This window comes from Haliscomenobacter sp. (genome assembly GCF_041740695.1).
Lineage (GTDB): Bacteria > Bacteroidota > Bacteroidia > Chitinophagales > Saprospiraceae > Haliscomenobacter.
This window is the reverse complement of sequence record NZ_JBGSLK010000001.1, coordinates 16,888-32,680: the sequence shown is the minus strand read 5'-3', so window position 1 is coordinate 32,680 and position 15,793 is coordinate 16,888. Positions and strand designations below refer to the sequence as shown.

Below are 15,793 nucleotides of genomic sequence, written 5' to 3'. Positions count from 1 at the left end.
CGAAATCTTTGACAAAAACAACACCAAAGCATTGAGCACCGTTTCTCCATCTCTTCCTGTATTTGCTGCAACACCCAAAAAGCGGATTGTTTTCCTGGATGTATTGAGGGCTTTTGCCATCATGATGATGTTGCAAGGCCACTTTGTGGACACCATGCTCGATGACCGCTACCGCGATCTGACCAATCCCATTTATTGGACCTGGCATTTTATGCGGGGGCTCACGGCACCGATCTTTTTCTTTGTGAGTGGAGCGATTTTTGTCTTTCTGATGCTGCGCGATTCGGGCCCCTGGTACCTGAATGTGCGTATTCAGAAGGGATTGCGGCGGGTGTTGTTGTTGCTCTTTTTGGGCTACATCCTGAAGTGGAATTTCCTTTACGTCTTTAGCTTGAAGTTTTTTCCTTCCTTCTTTTTTGTGGATGTGTTTCACATCATAGGCCTGGCTATTTTTACGGTCATCGCGGTGTTTATAGTGTATCAGTACACCCGCATTCCTTTGCCACTGATGTATTTTGTACTGGCATTGACGGCTTTTTTGATTTCACCTGATGTCAAAACCCACGATTGGTCGGCTTTGCCCATTGTTTTGCAAAACTACTTCATCAAAGATCACGGCTCTACTTTTACCCTTTTTCCTTGGATTGGTTTTTCTCTCTTTGGGGGGGTGGTAGGTTGGCACATGAATCGCTGGCCTAGTTTTTACCATACCCAGTGGGCACCTTTGTTGTTCATAAGCCTGGGAATTTGGATTCATTATTCGGTGAATGACATCCTGAATGGCCTACACCACTTGACCACCATTGACCATTTCCGATTGGCTACTTACAACAATGCCTCCTTTTGGCGGCTTGGGCACGTATTCATCGTCTTTTCCATTTTTATCTGGATCACTAAAATTTTTAAAAACATCCCGCCCTTGGTCATGAAAATTGGTGGCGAGACTTTGGTGATCTACAGTGTACATTACGTGTTGTTGTACGGCACCTGGTTTGGGATAGGGGTGCGTTCTTTGGGGAGCCATACCTGGACACCTTGGGGCGCGGCCATTGGCGCGGTGTTGTTCCTGACCTTTTTTGCTTATTTGATTTACCGCATTGAGGAGATTCGTTACTTCTTGTATCACCTCCTTCCTCACTATACCAGCTTATACTATCGCTTTTTACGCCTCAAACTGCGGCGCTTTTATCTGGATAAACGGGGCAGTTCGACCAGCATATCTGCCAAAAAAGTAAGATAGCCACCTGTGCGCTAGCCAATGATCCTAAAGCCTTTTTCCTTTACACTTTCATAACCGGCCTGGTCAAAAGAATAGAGGAAAGAGCCTTTTTTGGAATTGCCGCGCAGCTTTTCGTTGGTTTTGTTTAAAATGCCGAGCGACAGTATTTTTTTACTAAAATTTCCTTCATCAAATGGCTTATCGTAGCGGTCGAAAATAGCAATGTATAAATCCAGCAGCTGTTTCATGGTAAACTTCTCCGGCAACAATTCAAATCCAATCGGTTGATATCCAGCTCTTCTACGCAGGCGGTAAAGTGCAGCGTCCACCATTTGTTCGTGGTCAAAAATGAGTTCGGGCCGGGCTTTAATCGGAAACCAGTGCGCATCGTGGTTTTGCCCCAGCTCTTCATCGTAATCTTCCAGTTTGATCAAGGCGTAATAGCAAATTGAAATAACCCGTTCAACCGGGTCGCGATTGATGTCGCCGAATAAATAAACTTGTTCTAGGTAGACGTCTTCCAAACCAGTCAATTGATACAAAATACGTTTGGCACCGTCGTTCAGACTTTCTTCCTGACTCAAAAAACCACCCATCAAAGACCATTGGCCTTTGGCCGGTTCCATATTGCGGTGAACCAGCAAAAGTTTAAGTTCTTGCTTGTCAAACCCAAAAACAATGCAGTCAATAGCTACCTTAAAAGAATCTGCAGTGTAGGTGAAAGGTACCTTGGTCATTGAAGTATCATGATTTTACAGGGGGTAAGTTAAAAAAAATGTCCAACATACAGTTATTAAACCTGCAAGTTGGACATGAGTACATACAAAAACAGGTGCTGAGCGAAGTCGAAACAAAATTAAACAAGCGCTTACATCAATTCGTATATACCTGCAATGCCTTGACCACCACCTACACAGGCGGTGACCATGCCGTATTTTTTATTCTGGCGGCGCAATTCATTGAACAACTGCGTAGACAATTTTGCCCCGGTACATCCCAGGGGATGCCCCAGCGCAATGGCGCCACCATTGACGTTGACTTTATCCTTGTCCAATCCAGCCTCTTGAATCACCGCTAGTGCTTGTGCGCCAAAGGCTTCATTGAGCTCAATCAAATCGATGTCATTCAGCGAAATGCCCGCTTGTTTTACCGCTTTAGGAATAGCCGCACAAGGCCCGATACCCATGTACATAGGGTCTACTCCACCAACGGAACAGGCCATCATGCGCGCAATCGGGGTTAAACCCAATTGTTTAACCATTTCTTCACTCACCACCAGCACAAAGGCTGCTCCATCGGAGGTTTGAGATGAATTTCCGGCTGTAACTACGCCTCCATTGGCAAAAGCGGGTTTAAGCGCTGCTAAACCAGCTAGGGAAGTTTCACGGCGTACGCCTTCGTCCACGGCTATGGTGAATTCTTTTTCAACCCGCTTGTCATTTTGAACAAACACCTCTTTGACCTTTACCGGGACAATTTCATCCCTGAATTTGCCTGCATCAATGGCTTGAGCAGCCAATTGGTGTGAACGCAAGGAGAATTCGTCGGCTTGTTCGCGGCTGATGCCGTATTTACGGGCGACTGCTTCGGCGGTATGCCCCATACTGGTCAAATAATTGGGAGTAGTGCTGGCGACGGAGTAAGCTGGAGCCAATTTGTACCCGGTCATCGGGATCATGCTCATGCTTTCTGTTCCGCCAGCAACATAAATATGCCCCATCCCTGCACGGATTTTGGAAACGGCCATCGAGATGGTTTCCAGGCCAGAGGCACAATAGCGGTTGACCGTCACACCAGGCACTTCCTGCCCCAGCGCCCGCAGCGAAATTTGGCGGCCAATTTGAAAACCTTGTTCACCTTCGGGGTTGGCGCAACCGACGAATACGTCGTCGACCAAGCGGGGGTCAAGTTCAGGTACTTGCGCCATCAGGTGTTTGATGATGTCTACCGCCAGGTCATCGGAGCGGTAGTTTCTGAAGCCGCCGCGTTTGGATCTGCCAACGGCGGAGCGATATGCTTTGATGATGTATGCTTCCATTATATTTTTTTTTGCGATCAGCTGTTTGCTAACGGCTGATCGCTAGTTGCGCAGCGGTTTGTTGTTCTGCAACATGTATTGGATGCGTTCCAGCGTTTTTTGCTCGCCGCAGAGGCTGAGGAAAGCTTCCCGTTCCAAATCCAGTAAGTATTGTTCCGAAACCACTTGGGTGCCAGTGAGGTCGCCGCCGCAGAGTACCCAGGCAATTTTTTTGGCAATCTTGATGTCGTGTTCGGAGGCGTAGCGGCCCAGTTTTAGCTCGTTGGCAGCCACGTAGAGGGCGGCCAGGCCAGTTTGACCCAGCACGGTTACCTTTTTGGGCAAGGGCTGGGTATAGTTGGGCGCGAGTTCCAGAACCTTTTTCTTGGCTTGTGCGATGGCGCGGTCTTTGTTCATCACGATCTCGTCGCGCTCAGGCAAAAGATAGCGGTAGTTGAAAGCCTCGGAAGCGGAGGTACTTACCCCAGCAGTAGCGATGGTTTTGAAACGATCGACCAAGGTTGGGATCAATACTTCCCCTTCTTTGAAGTCATCCGAAGCGCGTACCGCAAATTCTTTGGTGCCGCCACCGCCAGGGATGACGCCAATCCCTACTTCAACCAAACCGATATAAGACTCTGCCGAAACCGTAGCGGCATCGGCGTGCATCAACAACTCACATCCTCCGCCAAATACGTAGCCTTGGGTAGCCACCACCACCGGAATGCTGGAATAGCGCGCCCGCAAAGTCGTTTGTTGGAAAATGTTGACCGCCATATTCAGTTCCTCAAACTCGCCCTGGTAGGCCAGTTGGGCAATCATGAAGATGTTGGCACCCACACTGAAATTGGTCCCATTGTTGCCAATGACCAGGCCATTCCAATCTCCATTTTCAGCAATCTGAATGGCTTCGTTGATGCCGCGCAATACGCCTTCGCCGATAGAGTTGTGCGGGCTGGTGAATTCCAGGCAAAGTACTCCATCGCCGATATCGTGGAGAATCACTTCGTTGTTTTTGAAAACAGGGGACTGATCTAGGTAGTTGTCCAGAACGATCAGTGATTCGCGACCGGGGATGCTGGCATAAGCTTTTTTAGCCGGGTCGTAGCAAAGGCGTTGCCCAGCTTCCCGTTTGTAGAAGCGGGTATGCCCGGCAGCCAGCATTTCTTTGACCCAGGCGGCAATTTTTTCACCTTGGGCTTCGGCACTCTGGATGCCTTTTTCCAAACCGATTAGGTCCCAATATTCAAAAGGACCGTATTCCCAGCCGTAGCCAGCTTTCATGGCATCGTCGATGCTGTATAGCTGCTCGGTGATTTCTGGAATCCGATTGGAAGAATAGGCAAAAAGGCCATTGAGCGACTTTTGCACCAGCTGTCCACCGGCATCGGGAGCGTCGTACAAGGCACAAATGCGCTTGGGTAAATCGTCGATGTTTTTGCTCAATTTGAGACTGGCCAGATCGGATTTGGCGGAAGGCTCGTAAGCCAGGGTGCTGAGGTTGAGCGCCAGAATGACTGGACGACCCTTTTCATCCTTTTCCGCCGTTTTTTTGTAAAAACCTTGTCCGGTTTTGTTGCCCAAAAACTTATTATCCAGCAGAAACTGCAAGTAATCAGGTACGGTAAAAGCTCCAGCTTGTTCGTCATCGGGGCAATTGGCCTTGATGCCTTTGATGACATTGGCGGCGGTATCGTGCCCAACCAAATCACCCAAGCGGAAGGTGCCGGTTTTGGGGCGGCCCAGGGAAGGACCAGTCAGCACATCCACATCTTCGATGCGCAGGCCCAATTCGGTGGTCAACTGGTAGATTTTAGCCATGGCATAAACCCCTACGCGGTTGCCGATAAAAGCGGGCGTGTCTTTGCACAATACGGTTTGTTTACCCAAATGGATATCCCCGTATTGCATGAAGAAATCCACCATTTCCGGCTTGGTTTTGGGGGTTGGAATGACCTCAAACAAGCGCAGGTACCGCGGTGGATTGAAAAAGTGGGTGCCGCAGAAATGCTGCTGGAAATCTTCACTTCGGCCATCCAGCATCAAATGGATGGGAATACCGGAAGTATTGGAAGTAACGTAAGACCCGGCTTTGCGGTATTGGTCTACTTTGTCAAAGACTTTCTTTTTGATGTCCAAATTTTCGACAACCACCTCGATGATCCAATCACAATCCACAATTTTGGGCATGTCATCATCAAAGTTGCCGGTTTTGACCCGACTGGCAAAGCTCTTGTCAAACAGCGCTGCAGGCTTGGATTTGAGGGCATTATCCAGGGCTTGATTGACGATGCGATTGCGGGCGGCAGGGTTGTTTTTGTCCTCGTCTTTGAGGTCAAAAGGGACAATGTCGAGCATGAGTACTTCCAAACCAATGTTGGCCAAATGGCAGGCAATACCAGCACCCATTACTCCCGAACCCAATACCGCAGCTTTTCTGATTCTTTTCATAATAAAAGCGGCGTTATGATTGGTTGAAATTGACGTTGTTGATTTTAGCGAATTTTCGCTAATTGTGCAAATTTAGGAATTAACTTGGAAGGGAAAAGGGAAAGTGGAGAATTTTTTTAAAATAAAAAAGGCCAAAATCCAGGAAGATTACTCCTGAAAATTGGCCTTTTTATTTTACAGATTCTTGGTAGTTATTGCTCAACCACAAAGACTTCTTTTGCCATCATGCGCCCATCTTCCTTGGGTTCAAGGGAGAAGGATACGCTGTCGCCGATCTCTAGTTCGTTGAAATCGTAATCGATTAAGCTGCTAAAGTGGAAAAAGACGTTGTTTGGTGGATACTTGATGAATCCATACCCTTCTTTGAGCGAAAGAATGGTACTTTGATGGAATTCGTCTTCTGTAGAAGCTGTTCCATCTCCACTAGGTTGCCAATTGGTGACTTGTTTGTGCGAAACTTTTGCCTCAGTTTTTGGAACAAACAAGCTGCTTACTATTGCTTCACTTTTTGGTGAAAAATCGTCGATGATCTCATGCATCGCGATTGGATATGCGCAGCTGGTCACCAAATCATTGGAAGTACGGGTACTGAAGCGATTGCCTTCTTCATCGGTGTACTCAAAGTTCCAGTGCAGCAACATCACCCGGCTACCCAATGAGTGCAATTTGCGCACCAGTGGAGCATAATCGCCATCGGCAGCCAAAATGACCACAACGTCGAAACGTTTGTAAAAGGTCATTTCAAAGGCTTCCAGGGCAAGCCATACATCGATGCCCTTTTCTTGCCAACGCCCATGAAAGTTACGTACGGGAAGGTAGTGTACGGATACACCTTCACTCATCAGAATGTCGTCGAAGGCGCGTTCAAAGTACAATAAATTCCCCCGTTGACTAGCTTCGCTGGCACTTAGGCGGCCACGGAAATAATGGGCGTCAATGATTTGGCAGCGGTGAAACTCTTCGTCTTCTTCAATGGCCACTTGTTTGCGTACAAAATCATGCAAACCACGAATGCTGATCCGGCTACGGCGTTCGTGTACATAATTGTAGTAGTTGCTTACCTGCAGAAAATAATGGCCATCATAAAACACGCCGATGCGAATAAGACCGGCTTTTGAATTTGGAAAGTTTGTCATCTATCTTATCTGTTTTCAAAAAAAATATTTCGTATTAGGTTCATTACTGGATTTCGTGGCATTGGGAAACTTAATCTGATTTAACGGGCCTGGGAATGAGGCAGTAATACTTTCAGTGTTAAAAAAATCTTAATTAGAGGTTTGTGTTGTACTTATTTTGGATGCGCAAGATCGTATTTTTTAGCAAAAAACAAAAAAAAATTCTCAACGGCGCACTTCTTTTTTTTACAAACAAAAACAAATTCCTTTAAGTTTTGGATTAAGGAAATCTTAAATTGTTAAATTTGAGCGTCCGGAAAATACTTAGCCCGAAATGACCTGCGTTTGAAAGCAAAGTCCATAAGGCATAACACCAAAAAGCACGTTCCAATGTTTTTCAAAATTTTGCTATTACAATCCACTGTTGCTGCTGATTCACTTTCTACGGCCAAGGTAGGTTCTCAAAGTATGCTCGATATCATTTTGAACAGTGGTACCTTTGGTATCATGATCGTTTTGATTCAATTGATTTTGATGTTTCTTGCTGTTTATATTTTTGTTGAGCGTTATCTCGCGATCAAAAAAGCAGGGCGTATTGATCAGAATTTTATGAACAACATCCGGATGAGTGTACAATCGGGCAACATTGCTGCCGCAAGAGCACTTTGTAATAGCACCGATACTCCGGTGTCCCGTATGGTGGAGAAAGGTTTGCAGCGCATCGGGAAACCCTTGCGCGATATTGATGCGGCCATTGAAAACGTAGGCAACCTTGAAATTTTTAAGCTGGAAAAAAACCTTGCAAACCTGGCCAGTATTTCCGGAGCTGCGCCAATGCTTGGCTTTTTGGGTACGGTTACAGGTATGATTTTGGCCTTCTATCAAATGTCTACCGCAGAAACCATTACCCCTTCTTTGTTGGCAGGTGGTATTTACCAGGCTTTGTTGACTACGGCATTTGGTTTGGGGGTAGGTATTTTTGCATTGATTGGTTACAACCTTTTGGTCGCCAATGTTGATAAAGTCGTTTACCAGATGGAGCAATCCACACTTGATTTTATGGACTTCTTGCAGGAGCCTACTGCATAATTTCTGGCAACTAAAACTTGTTCCATGCCGCTTAATCGTCGTCGGAAACCATCAGCAGAATTCAGTGTCGCATCTTTGACCGACATCATCTTCTTGTTGTTGATTTTTTTTATGCTTACGGCTAACTTTGTACAGGTTAAGCCTTTTGAATTGCCAGAATCGGATTCAAAAACGGTTGCACCAACCTCAATCGTCATTGCCATCAACAAAAACAGTGAGTTTTTTCGTGATGCAACTCCCGTTCAATTTCAGGAGATTGAATGGCTGGTGAAAGAGGCGTTCATCAAGTCGAATGAAAATAAGGACTTTACGGTTACCATTGTTGCCGAAAAAGGTACTCCTTTTGAAGAAGTGATTGAGGTGATGAAAATTGCTGGAAAGCTCAAATTGAAATCCATTTTAGCCACACAGCCAAAGAGTTAGGAAATGGGAATGAAAAAACGCACCAAGCCAATGTCAGAATTTAATGTTTCGTCACTGACGGACATCATCTTTCTGTTGTTGATCTTTTTTATGTTGACTTCGGGGGTCGTTTCACCCAATGCACTCAATCTGCAGCTTCCTGGCAATTCGTCGATACCTTCTAATACGACTTCCAACACGGATGAAGTACGCATCCAAACCGATGGTAATTTTTACCTCAATGGTCGCGCCACGTCCTTGTTGTTGCTGGAGGATGAATTCCGAACCCGAGCTGGGAATGACCCGCATACCTTCAGCTTTGTAATCGCTCCTGATCCCGGTACTCCAGTAGAGCATGTGGTGACCATTATGGATATGGCTTTGCGTTTGGACCTCAATGCCATTCTGGCTTCAGAAGGCAAAAAACAGGTCAATACGCCGGGCGAATTTAAATTTGACCGATAGGCTTGTGCATTTTCAAACGTGAATGCATCCATTAAGGGCGATAAAAAAATAAGTGCTCGCACTTATTTTTGCCCATCTACTTAGTTGTATCAAAAATAAAAGGCTATGGCAACATTTGCATTGAGCCCAGATGAACAAAAAAGAAAAAGAAGTGCCTACATCGTTAGTTCAACGGTGACGGGGATCATTCTCATTCTGATGATATTGAAGTTTTTCCATTTTCCCGATCCACCTCCGCCACCGGAAGGTATCCTGGTCAATTTAGGTTTGCCGGATCAAGGGCAAGGTGAGGAAAATACCCCTGGACCTTTGGCCCCTACGCCTGCGCCCGAGAAGCCGCAGCCGGAAAAACCTCAACCCGAAATCAAGGAGACGAAACCAGTTACTAAACCAACCACCACACCAGTGGTAAAAGACAAACCGGTAGTAACTACTGAAGATCCCAATGCCGTGGCCATTCGGGAACGACAGGAGAAAGAACGCCGGGATAGAGCGGAAGCCGATCGGGTGTCCCGCGAACAAGCCGAAGCGCGCCAACGCGCTGAAGATGAACGCCAACGCAAAGAAGCTGAAGCCAAAGCAACCAAAGATCAAATTGGAGGCTTGTTTGGTGGTGGCGGCAAAGGCTCGGGCAAAGGAAACACGGGTAAACCAGGCAATCAGGGCGATCCCAATGGTGATCCCAACGCCAAAAACCTGGAAGGAATCACCACGGGTACCGGCTCAGTAGGTGGAAGTTTGGGCAATCGGAACGTATTGTCAGCCCCCCGCATTACGGATAATTCTTCTTTAGAGGGGACGGTAGTGATTGCGGTTTGTGTGGACGCGAATGGCTCAGTTGTCTCTGCTGATTTCACCCAAAAAGGTTCTACTACTTCCAATAGTACGCTGGTCAACCTCGCTGTAAACAATGCCAAAAAGTGGAAATTCTCTTCTGGCGATGTAGACAAGCAGTGTGGTACGGTGACTTATCGATTTAAAGTACAATAGTGTAGTCTAAGAACTCCGAGCCCAGAATGCAGGGTCGATTGATTCTGGATTGAGCAACGGAAGCCCCGCTAGGGGCGCAATATGGGTAGCGAATAGTGATTTCCGGAGTTTCCAAAGTCCCGTAGGGACGTGATGTGGGTATTTGGCATGATACCCACATTGCGTCCCTACGGGACTCTGAGAAACATCTGGGCCGTTTTGCTACCCATATCACGCCCCTAGCGGGGCTCGCGTTGCTCAATCCAGAACTCATCGGTGGTCCTGTGGGTCAGGGGGGTCTTAGGCTTAGCACGATGCTAGGTGAAATCTTTAATTTAATGGTTAAGGAGTCATATCTAGCTCTTCCGAACTTTCTCATGTCCTACCAACAAATCCTCGATTTCCTCTACGCCCAATTGCCCATGTTCCATCGCATTGGAGCAGCAGCTTATAAAAAAGACTTGGGCAATACCTACGCCCTATTGGAACACCTGGGCAATCCACAACAAAAATTCCAATCCATCCACGTCGGCGGCACCAATGGCAAGGGCTCTACCTCCCATATGTTGAGTGCCATTTTACAAGCCAAAGGATTCAAAACTGGGTTGTACGTATCCCCGCATTACCGCGATTTTCGGGAGCGCATCAAGATCAATGGCCAATACATTTCCCGCCAGTACGTGATCGATTTTGTGGAAAAAATGAAACCCATCATCGCCGAAGTGCAACCCTCCTTTTTTGAACTCACGGTGGCGATGACCTTTGATTATTTTGCCCAGCGCAAAGTGGATGTAGCGGTCATTGAGGTGGGTTTGGGTGGCAGATTGGACAGCACCAACGTGATTACTCCAGTGCTGAGCGTGATCACCAACATCAGTTTTGACCACATGCAGTTCCTGGGAGATACCTTGCCTGAAATTGCTGCGGAAAAAGCGGGCATCATCAAACCTGGCGTGCCAGTGGTGATTGGTGAGACGAATCCCGAAAGTGCTCCGGTATTTATGGCTACGGCCAAAGAAAAAAACGCTCCGATCACCTTTGCCGACCAACAGATTCAGGCAAAGTTATTGGCTGAAAATGTAAGCCATAGTTATTTTGAAGTATATAAAGATGGGGTAGTCGTGTATCCTGATTTGGCGGCTAATTTGCACGGTAATTACCAGATTTTGAATGTTCAAACGGTTTTGCAGGCAGTAGCCAGTCTACCAAAAGCCTGGGAAATGGATGATCAGGCGATTGCTACCGGGTTAAAAGACCTGGTCACCTTGACCCGCTTTATGGGCCGCTGGCAATTGTTGGGTCAAAATCCGACGATTATTGCCGATAGCGCCCACAACGAAGCGGGCATCCAACTGGCCATGCAGCAATTGGCAAAAATTCCACATGACCAATTGCACCTGGTTATCGGCGTAGTGAAAGATAAAGACTTGGCAAAAATGTTGCCACTCTTGCCGCCAGATGGCGTTTATTATTTTGCCAAACCCGATATCCCCCGGGGCCTGGAAGCCGATGTTTTGCAAAAAACCGCAGCGGAATATGGCCGGATAGGCAAAACGTATAGTTCCGTAAAAAATGCGCTAAAAGCTGCTAAAAGAAAGGCACTTGCAAAAGATGTCATTTATGTAGGAGGAAGTATATTTGTTCTAGCAGAGATCATTTAGCGCATTAAATCGAATGAAAAAGTTGCTCGTTACCACTTACCTGTTGGCAATAGCTTGTACTTATTGTATTGCCAATTCTGATTTATTTAATGACTCAATCCCAGCTCATTCAGGTTTGGGCATCTACAATGACTTGGTGAATCGAAGTCTGCTCGGTCAAGCCCTCTGGCCTAAAGCGGCCCCAGGGAGCAATACTCAATTGATCATTAAAAATGTGTTGGACTTTTCGCCAGTCAGCGAAATTCCGATCAAAGTAATCGTGGAGCGGAAGTGGGAAGCGGACAGTATCGCCATGGAAGAAATTTCCTGGTCAGTTGGTTATGGCCCTCGCACCCACGCCTGGGTACTCAAACCGCTGGGTGTTTCAACAAAACTTCCAGCTATTTTGGCGCTGCACGATCATGGGGGCTATAAATTTTTTGGCAAGGAAAAAATAGCCGATGCTTTTGGAGATGTACCTGATGCATTGATTGGCCACCGTAAAAACTATTATGGAGGTATCGCGATGGCCAATTATTTGGCTAAAAAAGGGTTTCTGGTCTTAATTCACGATGTGTTTTTGTGGGGCAGTCGCAAGTTCCCCCTCGATGACATCCCGGAATAAATTGTAAAAGAGGGCATTGCTTTAAATAAGGCGCTTGGCTATGGTACAGGCGCAATAGAAGAATACAATACCATTTCAACAGACCATGAAGATTTGATTGAGAAATATTGTCGAATGCTGGACATCAATTTGGCCGGAGTCATTGCTTATGAAGATCGAGTAGCAACGCAGTATCTCGCCAGTCGCAATGATGTGGACTCCAGCCGCATTGGCTGTATTGGTTTTTCAGGAGGAGGTACTCGTTCCGCTTTTTTGTTTGCAACTTGTCCCCTGGTAAAAGCTGCCGCCATCGTTTCAATGATGTCGACTTATCGGGGCATGCTGGATGCTGGGCACAATGGCACTTGGCTTTGTTTCCCGACTGGCTTATCGCGGATTGCCGATTATGCCGATGTAGCGGCCTGTAGAGCGCCTTTGCCCTTGTTGGTACAGTACAATACTGCTGATGCCCTGTTTACAAAAGCAGGTATGGAAAGTGCGCACGAACGGATTCAAAACCACTATATGTCTGTTGGGAAAGCCAAGGCGTATCAAGGACAATTTTACCAGGGGCCGCACAAATTTGATCAATCTATGCAGAACGCGGCCTGTGAATGGTTCCAAAATATTTTTAGTATAAAATAAAAAAGGTGCCCCTTTAAGGAGAGCACCCACATAAACTATAAACAAACAAAAAACATTAGCAATCTTGTGATCAGGATCAAAACGCAAACGATCCCGATTTCGTTCAACGAAGTACGTAAATTTACCATTTATTCCCGCACTTTTTGGACAAAAAGCACTGAATAAACCGCAAATATACCGCAATGAATCTTGCAAAGTGCATTTCTACCCATTTTTCCAATCTAGCAGATCACATGCCTGAGTTGCCGGCAGGGGTAGAATGGTTGAATCCATTGGGTGAAATTCAGGAATCCGTAGCTGTTTTTCAAATTTTTTTAGAAAAATTCTACGCGGATACTGAGCCTCGCCACCTGATTATGGGCATCAACCCAGGCAGGTTTGGCGGGGGCATCACCAATGTTGCGTTTACGGATCCATTGCATTTGGAGAAAGAATTGGGCATTTCCAGCTCTTTCCCCAAAAAAGCAGAACTCTCTGCCTATTTTGTGTACCAGGTTATTCATGCGTACGGTGGTCCTAAACTTTTTTACGACCACTTCTTCGTCACTTCCGTTTGCCCCTTTGGTTTTGTCAAAAATGGCAAGAACTACAATTACTATGACGAAAAACCCCTGCAAAAAGCTGCCACTCCTTTTATTGAATACCATTTGGAAGCCATGATTGAACGCTGTCAAATGCGACGGGACAAATGTTTTTGCCTGGGCGAAGGGCAAAATTATGCTTTTTTGCAAAAGCTCAATGCACAACGGGGCTATTTTCAGGAAATTGTTCCCCTGGCGCACCCCCGTTTCATCATGCAGTACAAACGTAAGTCTGTAGATTTATACGTGCAAAGCTATTTGGCGTCACTTTGTGATCGCCAAGGGGCTACAAAAAAATAAGTGTTCATTTTGCCAAAGGATTAGATAAGAAAATGGTTCATTTCAAGTGTCTTAGCTAATCCTTTGGCCTAAAGAAAATGAACACTTATTTTTGCCCCACTACTAAGGCATGTTAATTACTTCGCGCCCTTCACATATTGCTCATAGGTTTTGCCATTGTAATGGCCTTCCCCGACAAACTTCATTTCAGGCATAATTTGTTCTGGCGTTTTGTAACCCGGAGAAATGGTCACCCTTTGGAATTTTTCATCCAAGTAAACAAAGGCGGGATAGCCCAGTTGTCCATCCAGCAGCGCATAAGCCAGCTCATGTACCCCTCTTGACCCACTGGCAATGTATTTGAAAGTATGGTTGTCAAAAACGATGTTTTCTTTCTGCTCCGCATCGAACTTGACGGCATAAAAATGTTTGTTCATCAACTCCGCAACCTTGGGGTCGGTAAAGGTAGAAGCGTCCATTTTTTTGCACCAACCACACCAATCGGTATAACAGTCGATGAAAATTTTCTTTTTTTCTTTTTTGTTGGCCTCTACCGCCTCTTGCCAGCTCATCCATTTGATGGTCACAGCCTTATCAGCCGATTGGGGCGCCTGGTCGCCTTTTTTAATGGGTGAAAAAGTATACATGGCCAGCGCTACACCAACCACTGAAAACACCCCAAACAAAACTTTTTTCATGTTTTAATCATTTTAGCGTTACCAACATAACGAGATAAATCCTTCAAAAGTTGGATTGACCTACATTTTCAAATGACTACGTCCGGATGACTACAAATGTACAAAAAATAGTCTTGGCAATTGGTGGTTCCAGCGGAGCGATTTACGCCAAATTGCTGATGGATCGCCTCCTACAAATGCCCGAGCAATGGGCCAAGGTAGGAGTGGTGATGAGCGGCAATGCCAAATTCAACTGGGAATACGAGTTGGGTAATCGGGACTACGAGCAATACCCCTTTGATTTTTACGATAAAAGTGACTTCATGGCCCCTTTTGCCTCGGGATCGGCGCGTTATGGTACCATGATCGTTTGCCCCTGTTCAATGGGTTTATTGGGGCGGATCGCTACGGGGGTATCTAGCGATTTGAGCACCCGTGCGGCGGATGTAATCCTGAAAGAGCGCCGCAAACTCATTCTGGTCTTGCGCGAAACCCCGTACAGCCTGATTCACATCAACAACATGAAGGCCGTGACAGAAGCGGGAGGCATCATTTGCCCAGCTACACCTTCGTTTTATTCAAAGCCGGCTACGATTGAAGAATTGGCGCTGACGGTGGTGGATCGGGTGCTGGATTTGGCAGGTTTTGATCCGCCGACTTATCGGTGGAGTGAGGGGCTTAGTGATTCAAAAGTTTAAAGGATTGTTGGCGCTGGTTTTCGAGGTCGTAAATTTGGAGGAAGTAAATGCCTTTGGGCAAATTGGTTGCCGATATAAAGTTGTCGCCTTGCTGGGCAATTTGAGTTTGTAAAAGACTGCCTAGAGAATTGTATACTTTACATTGGTAATGACCAGGGTTTTCCAGCCGGAAGGAGAGGTTTCCGTCGCCGAGGTTTTGGAGGAGTTGTACGCCTTGTAGTGGTTTGATTTCTTTGGTGTTATCAATGATGATCCTCCCCAATTTATCTGGACATTTATTTTTATAGTAACCATAAGTGTAATCGCCTTTGTGGAAAAAACAAGATAGGCTGCTGGTTCCGTCTGAAGCATACATTAAACTTGGATTAAAGGTTTGAACTAGCCCGCCAATCCCCTCAATCCAATAACGGAAATTACTTTCCTTTATAGCGTATATTGGATTGTATAGGGTCAAACGTTTACGTTTTGTCTTACCTAACAATTGAATGCTATCAACGGCCAAAACTTTTACGATTTGTTGGAAGGTGCCAAGTAGATAAATAATTGAATCTCCAGTTTTTAAATTGAAATTGTAAATTATTTCTTCAGATTTGAGCCTTTCATCTCTTTGATAAACTATTCCATTTTCTTCTCGATAAAAATTTTGTGTAGCAGTAGCATCCTGAAAAGTAGAATCAGTTGTGCTATAAGCTTGATAGTAGTATTTGCCATCAATTTCTACTGAATCTTTGAAAAAACTGGCATAAATTCCTCGCCCATATCCACTAAAGTCTCCTGGATTGTAAAAATTCCAGCGGTTATCAACACTAATCATCTTTTGGGATAATAAAACCGTAGGTAAGAACAACAGAAAGTAAAGGTAAAATTGTAGGGATTTCATGGGCAATAATTTTCGGGTGGAATATGTTGTAAAATTAAAGCAAACGCCAAATGTTGGCTGAA

The 15,793-nt window shown here is 45.7% G+C and carries 16 protein-coding genes; 10 read left to right on the top strand and 6 right to left on the bottom strand.

The window, feature by feature from the left end:
* Positions 1 to 31: 31 nt before the first annotated feature.
* Positions 32 to 1,240 carry a heparan-alpha-glucosaminide N-acetyltransferase domain-containing protein gene (locus ACEW9O_RS00165; protein WP_373548083.1) on the top strand — a complete coding sequence of 403 codons (1,209 nt, stop codon included), beginning with the start codon at positions 32 to 34 and terminating at the stop codon, positions 1,238 to 1,240.
* Positions 1,241 to 1,251: 11 nt separating this feature from the next.
* Here ACEW9O_RS00165 and ACEW9O_RS00160 read toward each other — a convergent pair whose 3' ends face one another.
* From ACEW9O_RS00160 to ACEW9O_RS00145, 4 genes are all read right to left on the bottom strand, one after another.
* Positions 1,252 to 1,956: an NUDIX domain-containing protein gene (locus ACEW9O_RS00160; RefSeq protein ID WP_373548082.1), complete on the bottom strand. Its 705-nt coding sequence runs from the start codon at positions 1,954 to 1,956 to the stop codon at positions 1,252 to 1,254.
* Between the two features lie 131 nt (positions 1,957 to 2,087).
* Positions 2,088 to 3,257, bottom strand: coding sequence for an acetyl-CoA C-acyltransferase (locus tag ACEW9O_RS00155; RefSeq protein ID WP_373548081.1), 1,170 nt, complete (start codon positions 3,255 to 3,257; stop codon positions 2,088 to 2,090).
* A gap of 42 nt (positions 3,258 to 3,299) precedes the next feature.
* Complete coding sequence (locus ACEW9O_RS00150; protein ID WP_373548080.1) at positions 3,300 to 5,687, bottom strand: 3-hydroxyacyl-CoA dehydrogenase NAD-binding domain-containing protein; 2,388 nt, start codon at positions 5,685 to 5,687, stop codon at positions 3,300 to 3,302.
* A gap of 191 nt (positions 5,688 to 5,878) precedes the next feature.
* On the bottom strand, positions 5,879 to 6,823 hold the full coding sequence (locus ACEW9O_RS00145) for an NYN domain-containing protein (RefSeq protein ID WP_373548079.1): 945 nt from the start codon (positions 6,821 to 6,823) through the stop codon (positions 5,879 to 5,881).
* Positions 6,824 to 7,192: 369 nt separating this feature from the next.
* Here ACEW9O_RS00145 and ACEW9O_RS00140 point away from each other — a divergent pair, with 369 nt between their 5' ends.
* The 8 genes from ACEW9O_RS00140 to ACEW9O_RS00105 all read left to right on the top strand — a co-directional run bounded on the left by ACEW9O_RS00140 (position 7,193) and on the right by ACEW9O_RS00105 (position 13,497).
* Positions 7,193 to 7,891, top strand: a complete 699-nt coding sequence (locus tag ACEW9O_RS00140; protein WP_373548078.1) for a MotA/TolQ/ExbB proton channel family protein — start codon at positions 7,193 to 7,195, stop codon at positions 7,889 to 7,891.
* 24 nt (positions 7,892 to 7,915) lie between these two features.
* Positions 7,916 to 8,314 (top strand): ExbD/TolR family protein, encoded by a 399-nt coding sequence (locus tag ACEW9O_RS00135; protein WP_373548077.1) that lies wholly within the window; start codon positions 7,916 to 7,918, stop codon positions 8,312 to 8,314.
* A 30-nt stretch (positions 8,315 to 8,344) separates the two neighbouring features.
* A complete protein-coding gene (locus tag ACEW9O_RS00130) occupies positions 8,345 to 8,758 on the top strand; it encodes an ExbD/TolR family protein (RefSeq protein ID WP_373548076.1) in 414 nt (137 codons plus the stop codon).
* Between the two features lie 105 nt (positions 8,759 to 8,863).
* On the top strand, positions 8,864 to 9,748 hold the full coding sequence (locus ACEW9O_RS00125) for a hypothetical protein (RefSeq protein WP_373548075.1): 885 nt from the start codon (positions 8,864 to 8,866) through the stop codon (positions 9,746 to 9,748).
* Between the two features lie 356 nt (positions 9,749 to 10,104).
* Positions 10,105 to 11,388, top strand: coding sequence for a folylpolyglutamate synthase/dihydrofolate synthase family protein (locus tag ACEW9O_RS00120; protein WP_373548074.1), 1,284 nt, complete (start codon positions 10,105 to 10,107; stop codon positions 11,386 to 11,388).
* Positions 11,389 to 11,401: 13 nt separating this feature from the next.
* A complete protein-coding gene (locus ACEW9O_RS00115; RefSeq protein WP_373548073.1) occupies positions 11,402 to 11,992 on the top strand; it encodes a hypothetical protein in 591 nt (196 codons plus the stop codon).
* A gap of 114 nt (positions 11,993 to 12,106) precedes the next feature.
* The gene (locus tag ACEW9O_RS00110; RefSeq protein ID WP_373548072.1) at positions 12,107 to 12,616 is read left to right on the top strand and encodes an alpha/beta hydrolase family protein; all 510 of its coding nucleotides are present in this window, start codon (positions 12,107 to 12,109) and stop codon (positions 12,614 to 12,616) included.
* Positions 12,617 to 12,849: 233 nt separating this feature from the next.
* Entirely contained in the window at positions 12,850 to 13,497 is a 648-nt protein-coding gene (locus tag ACEW9O_RS00105; RefSeq protein WP_373548071.1) for a uracil-DNA glycosylase family protein, read from the top strand.
* 116 nt (positions 13,498 to 13,613) lie between these two features.
* On the opposite strand, the gene ACEW9O_RS00100 is transcribed toward ACEW9O_RS00105, so the two are convergent.
* Positions 13,614 to 14,174: a thioredoxin family protein gene (locus ACEW9O_RS00100; protein WP_373548070.1), complete on the bottom strand. Its 561-nt coding sequence runs from the start codon at positions 14,172 to 14,174 to the stop codon at positions 13,614 to 13,616.
* Positions 14,175 to 14,260: 86 nt separating this feature from the next.
* Here ACEW9O_RS00100 and ACEW9O_RS00095 point away from each other — a divergent pair, with 86 nt between their 5' ends.
* Positions 14,261 to 14,851, top strand: a complete 591-nt coding sequence (locus tag ACEW9O_RS00095; RefSeq protein ID WP_373548069.1) for a UbiX family flavin prenyltransferase — start codon at positions 14,261 to 14,263, stop codon at positions 14,849 to 14,851.
* Here the strand turns inward: ACEW9O_RS00095 and ACEW9O_RS00090 are convergent.
* Positions 14,832 to 15,731 carry a T9SS type A sorting domain-containing protein gene (locus ACEW9O_RS00090; RefSeq protein WP_373548068.1) on the bottom strand — a complete coding sequence of 300 codons (900 nt, stop codon included), beginning with the start codon at positions 15,729 to 15,731 and terminating at the stop codon, positions 14,832 to 14,834. The genes ACEW9O_RS00095 and ACEW9O_RS00090 overlap by 20 nt on opposite strands.
* Between the last annotated feature and the right edge of the window lie 62 nt (positions 15,732 to 15,793).

What these genes read in the sequence shown, in the direction of transcription:
- ACEW9O_RS00160 (WP_373548082.1), bottom strand. Translation starts at nt 1,956, where the DNA reads ATGACCAAGGTACCTTTCACCTACACTGCAGATTCTTTTAAGGTAGCT.
- ACEW9O_RS00155 (WP_373548081.1), bottom strand. Translation starts at nt 3,257, where the DNA reads ATGGAAGCATACATCATCAAAGCATATCGCTCCGCCGTTGGCAGATCC.
- ACEW9O_RS00150 (WP_373548080.1), bottom strand. Translation starts at nt 5,687, where the DNA reads ATGAAAAGAATCAGAAAAGCTGCGGTATTGGGTTCGGGAGTAATGGGT.
- ACEW9O_RS00145 (WP_373548079.1), bottom strand. Translation starts at nt 6,823, where the DNA reads ATGACAAACTTTCCAAATTCAAAAGCCGGTCTTATTCGCATCGGCGTG.
- ACEW9O_RS00140 (WP_373548078.1), top strand. Translation starts at nt 7,193, where the DNA reads ATGTTTTTCAAAATTTTGCTATTACAATCCACTGTTGCTGCTGATTCA.
- ACEW9O_RS00135 (WP_373548077.1), top strand. Translation starts at nt 7,916, where the DNA reads ATGCCGCTTAATCGTCGTCGGAAACCATCAGCAGAATTCAGTGTCGCA.
- ACEW9O_RS00130 (WP_373548076.1), top strand. Translation starts at nt 8,345, where the DNA reads ATGTCAGAATTTAATGTTTCGTCACTGACGGACATCATCTTTCTGTTG.
- ACEW9O_RS00125 (WP_373548075.1), top strand. Translation starts at nt 8,864, where the DNA reads ATGGCAACATTTGCATTGAGCCCAGATGAACAAAAAAGAAAAAGAAGT.
- ACEW9O_RS00120 (WP_373548074.1), top strand. Translation starts at nt 10,105, where the DNA reads ATGTCCTACCAACAAATCCTCGATTTCCTCTACGCCCAATTGCCCATG.
- ACEW9O_RS00115 (WP_373548073.1), top strand. Translation starts at nt 11,402, where the DNA reads ATGAAAAAGTTGCTCGTTACCACTTACCTGTTGGCAATAGCTTGTACT.
- ACEW9O_RS00110 (WP_373548072.1), top strand. Translation starts at nt 12,107, where the DNA reads ATGCTGGACATCAATTTGGCCGGAGTCATTGCTTATGAAGATCGAGTA.
- ACEW9O_RS00105 (WP_373548071.1), top strand. Translation starts at nt 12,850, where the DNA reads ATGCCTGAGTTGCCGGCAGGGGTAGAATGGTTGAATCCATTGGGTGAA.
- ACEW9O_RS00100 (WP_373548070.1), bottom strand. Translation starts at nt 14,174, where the DNA reads ATGAAAAAAGTTTTGTTTGGGGTGTTTTCAGTGGTTGGTGTAGCGCTG.
- ACEW9O_RS00095 (WP_373548069.1), top strand. Translation starts at nt 14,261, where the DNA reads ATGACTACAAATGTACAAAAAATAGTCTTGGCAATTGGTGGTTCCAGC.
- ACEW9O_RS00090 (WP_373548068.1), bottom strand. Translation starts at nt 15,731, where the DNA reads ATGAAATCCCTACAATTTTACCTTTACTTTCTGTTGTTCTTACCTACG.